The following is a 3,450-nucleotide window of genomic DNA, read 5'->3' as shown; positions in this document are numbered from 1 at the left end:
TTCATACTCAGAATTAAAATTAATCCACCTTGACCTTTCCGGCAATACCTTTACCAGTGTTCCTGATAGAACTTTTGATGGCTGTTGTAGCATTGCCGGTATAACCTTACCAAACACCGTTACCAGTATTGGAGACGGTGCTTTTTATGGATGCGACAGTCTTTTAAGCATAACTATTCCCGACAACGTTACCGACATTGGGGAAAATGCTTTTAGAATGTGCGGCTACCTTAACAGTGTAACATTAGGGAACAAAGTTGAAAGAATTGGCGGGACAGCTTTTGGCTATTGCATTAGGATTCAGAGCATAACCATTCCCGACAGCGTTACCAGCATTGATGAATTTGCTTTTTTTGGGTGTACCAGTATTACCAGTATAACCATAGGCAACGGCATTGAAAGCATTAATGAAAACGCTTTTAACGGTTGCGACAAAATTGCCGAAATAAATGCTACCAACAATGTCGTATTAGAAAAACTGCTGACCGCTCTGCCTACTAACAGTACCACCACCCCTTATACTGTAAAATTGAACGTGAACGATCTTGGCGGCCGTTCAGACGACAAGTTTACTGTCGGGCATGCAATTTCAAATTCATCTGCAAAATACGTCAACCTTGACCTTTCCGGCAGTACCTTTACCGGTATTAATAATGAGGCATTTTATTACTGTACAAACCTTATCAGCGTAATTTTGCCAAACATCGTTACCTTAATTGATAATAAAGCTTTTGGGGGTTGCGCCAATCTTACCAGTATAACACTGCCTTTCAACGATAACTTTACCAGCATTGGGGAGAATGCTTTTTCTTATTGTACCAGCCTTACCGGCATAACCATACCGGACAGCGTTACCAACATTGGAGCGAGTGCTTTTTTGGGTTGTGCAAACCTTACCAGCATAACACTACCTACCAACGACGACTTTACCAGCATTGAGGCGGCTGCTTTTTCCGGTTGTACCAGCCTTACCAATATAACCATACCCAGCAGCGTTTCCAGCATTGGGGCAAGTGCTTTTTCCGGTTGCACCATCGATACCAGTATTGGAGAGGAAGATTTTGAGGGCTGTATCAACCTTACCAGTGTAACGTTTCAAGGGACGATTCATTATGATTATTTTGCCGGTCAATTTAAGTATTCACCATTCCTCGGCGACTTGCGCGATAAGTTTTACGGAGAAGACGGCGTCAACGGAACGCCGGGAACGTATACCACCACCGCTCCTGTGAACGAGGATTCAGTGTGGATGATAGACGAGTAGTTAATTAGGGAAAAGGGAATGGGGATCATATCCCTTCCCTTTTCCCTTTCTTTTATAAATCATTGCCCGTTACAGACGGCTTGAGTTAAAATATCACAAAGGAGTTTTTATGAAAAACAAAAAATCAAAAGCGCGACAAATCGGCATTAGCTTGCTAATACTGATTGTTGCAGTAATCGGGCTTTCAATGACCGCTTGTACCAAAAAAGCGGAGGGTGGCGGTACGACCGTTATCGGTATTGTGAATGCACAGCCTGCAGGTTGGGAAAGAATCGATATTAACAACATTATTGAAGGAAACGGAAAGTTTGTTACCACCGGCCTTACATCGGGAGAAAACCAAATGCACACGATAGCCTATTCCGGTGACAAGGGCGAAACATGGAAAGCCGCGAATACCCCGTTCCCGAAATTGTATCAACCGCATCAAACTTATTACCTTGTCGAGCGCATCGTCTACGGAAACGGCAAGTTTGCCGCCTATGGTTCGCAGAATACTGAGGATGCCTATGGCGGCTGGGGCAGGAACTTCATGATGGCGTATTCTAAAGACGGCGTAAACTGGAAAAAGGCGGATTATCCTTGGCCTGACGGAGCCAGACCCGCCGGACTGGCCTTTGGCAACGGCACATTTGTATTGGGCGGAAACATTATTAATGAAGGCGGACCTGGCGGGATCGATGAATACACGGGCCTGCTGATGGTTTCAACAGACGGCACAAAATGGAAGGAAATCAAAGACCCAATACTGGACAAAACCAATATCATAATCATGTCCTTCGGCAACGGCATATTTTTTATAAACGGATACAATGATAATTCCTCATTTTTCGCAGCTTCAACAGACGGAGTAAAATGGTCGAAGACCTACCCCTCTAACTTTCCTTCTACGGGCATAGCCATAGGCAACGGCAGATTCGTTGCAGTCGGAAGCAATGTCTCTTCTAGCGGGAAGAAGCAGGGCGATGCGGTTTGTGCAGTTTCAACAGACGGAGTAAATTGGACAACAAAGATTGTCCAGAACTATGCCGGCTTTTATTCCGTCGGATTTAGTGAGGGCAGTTTTTTTACAATGGCATATGGGTACGGCTACAGCGACACCCTCTACTCGCTGTATTCAACCGACGGACTAAACTGGTCGGATAAAGACGACTCCGCGCAAACCTCGACGCAAACCGCACCGCAAACCGAAATTTATTACGCGGCAACAAATTTGCGCTTAAGAAGCGAGCCGGACACAAGCAAAGACAATAGAATCGCGGGTGTTCCTCAGGGCAGCAAAGTTGAATTGATTGAAGTCGGTAATACTGAAACTATAGATAAAATAACCGCGCCGTGGTACAAAGTTAAAACCGCAGACGGAACTGTAGGTTGGCTTTTTTCCGGCTATTTATCGGAAACAGCCCCGGTATCATACGATTATTCAAAAATCTTAAAAGGCGATTTATCTGATTTTGTCGGAGAGTGGAAAAACGGTAATGGACAAAAATATCAGCTTATAAAAGACGGCGCATTTGTTTTTGATGTGAAAGAGGTGGTAGGGGTAAAAACTTTTGATTATGCGCGTAAAACCAACGGTTCATACACATGGATTACCGGCAGCAGTCAGGAAGCCGTGCACATGGAATTATATCCTGTTGGACTTGACATTACTGATGTTCAAAAATTTCCTGATATGGTGAACATTCCGTTTATTCAATCAGATACAACAAAAGTCCGTTTGTTTATTTGGGGGTACGGTTCTACCCCTGATGATGTATTTTATAAGGAATAAAATTATCAAGAGATAAAACAAAAGGAGTAATGCATGTTTAATAAAAAAATGGCAACTGTAATTGTCGGGATTGCGCTGGCGTTGGGAGCAGTCTTATTATTTCCCGCTTGTAACAAAAACAAATCGGCGGCAGCTTCGGCGGAAACAGTCGGCACGGCAGCTTCGGCAGAAACAAGCGGTACGGCATCTCCGTTTGAAACGCCTGACTCACCGAATGAAATGCCGTCTGAAACACCGTTTCAAACACAGTTTGCTGGAACTTATGTAAATGCTAATGGTGATAAAAAACAGATTGAAGCAAATGGAGCGGTAGATGGATGCCGGCTTGTGGGTTTTTTTATTGATACCATCAGCGGTATATATGAATTGCGTTACTGGATAGGACAAGATGTCTCTATTATACATATAGTCC

At 43.9% G+C, this 3,450-nt stretch carries 3 protein-coding genes; all 3 read left to right on the top strand.

The window, feature by feature from the left end; all coding sequences use genetic code 11:
* Positions 1-1,264 (top strand): leucine-rich repeat domain-containing protein (locus tag ACYVRH_RS11310; protein ID WP_461257020.1); only part of this gene is annotated, 1,264 nt, incomplete at its 5' end.
* A gap of 109 nt (positions 1,265-1,373) precedes the next feature.
* Positions 1,374-3,038 (top strand): SH3 domain-containing protein, encoded by a 1,665-nt coding sequence (locus ACYVRH_RS11305; protein WP_461257019.1) that lies wholly within the window; start codon positions 1,374-1,376, stop codon positions 3,036-3,038.
* Positions 3,039-3,071: 33 nt separating this feature from the next.
* The coding region (locus ACYVRH_RS11300) for a hypothetical protein (protein WP_461257018.1) at positions 3,072-3,450 on the top strand (379 nt) is incomplete at its 3' end.

Source organism: Treponema sp. R80B11-R83G3 (assembly GCF_054786115.1).
Note: the sequence above shows the minus strand (reverse complement) of the source record. Positions and strands in the feature narration are given on the sequence as shown.

Bases quoted from the DNA above. Each gene is read 5' to 3' on its own strand.
- ACYVRH_RS11305 (WP_461257019.1), top strand. From the start codon at position 1,374: ATGAAAAACAAAAAATCAAAAGCGCGACAAATCGGCATTAGCTTGCTA.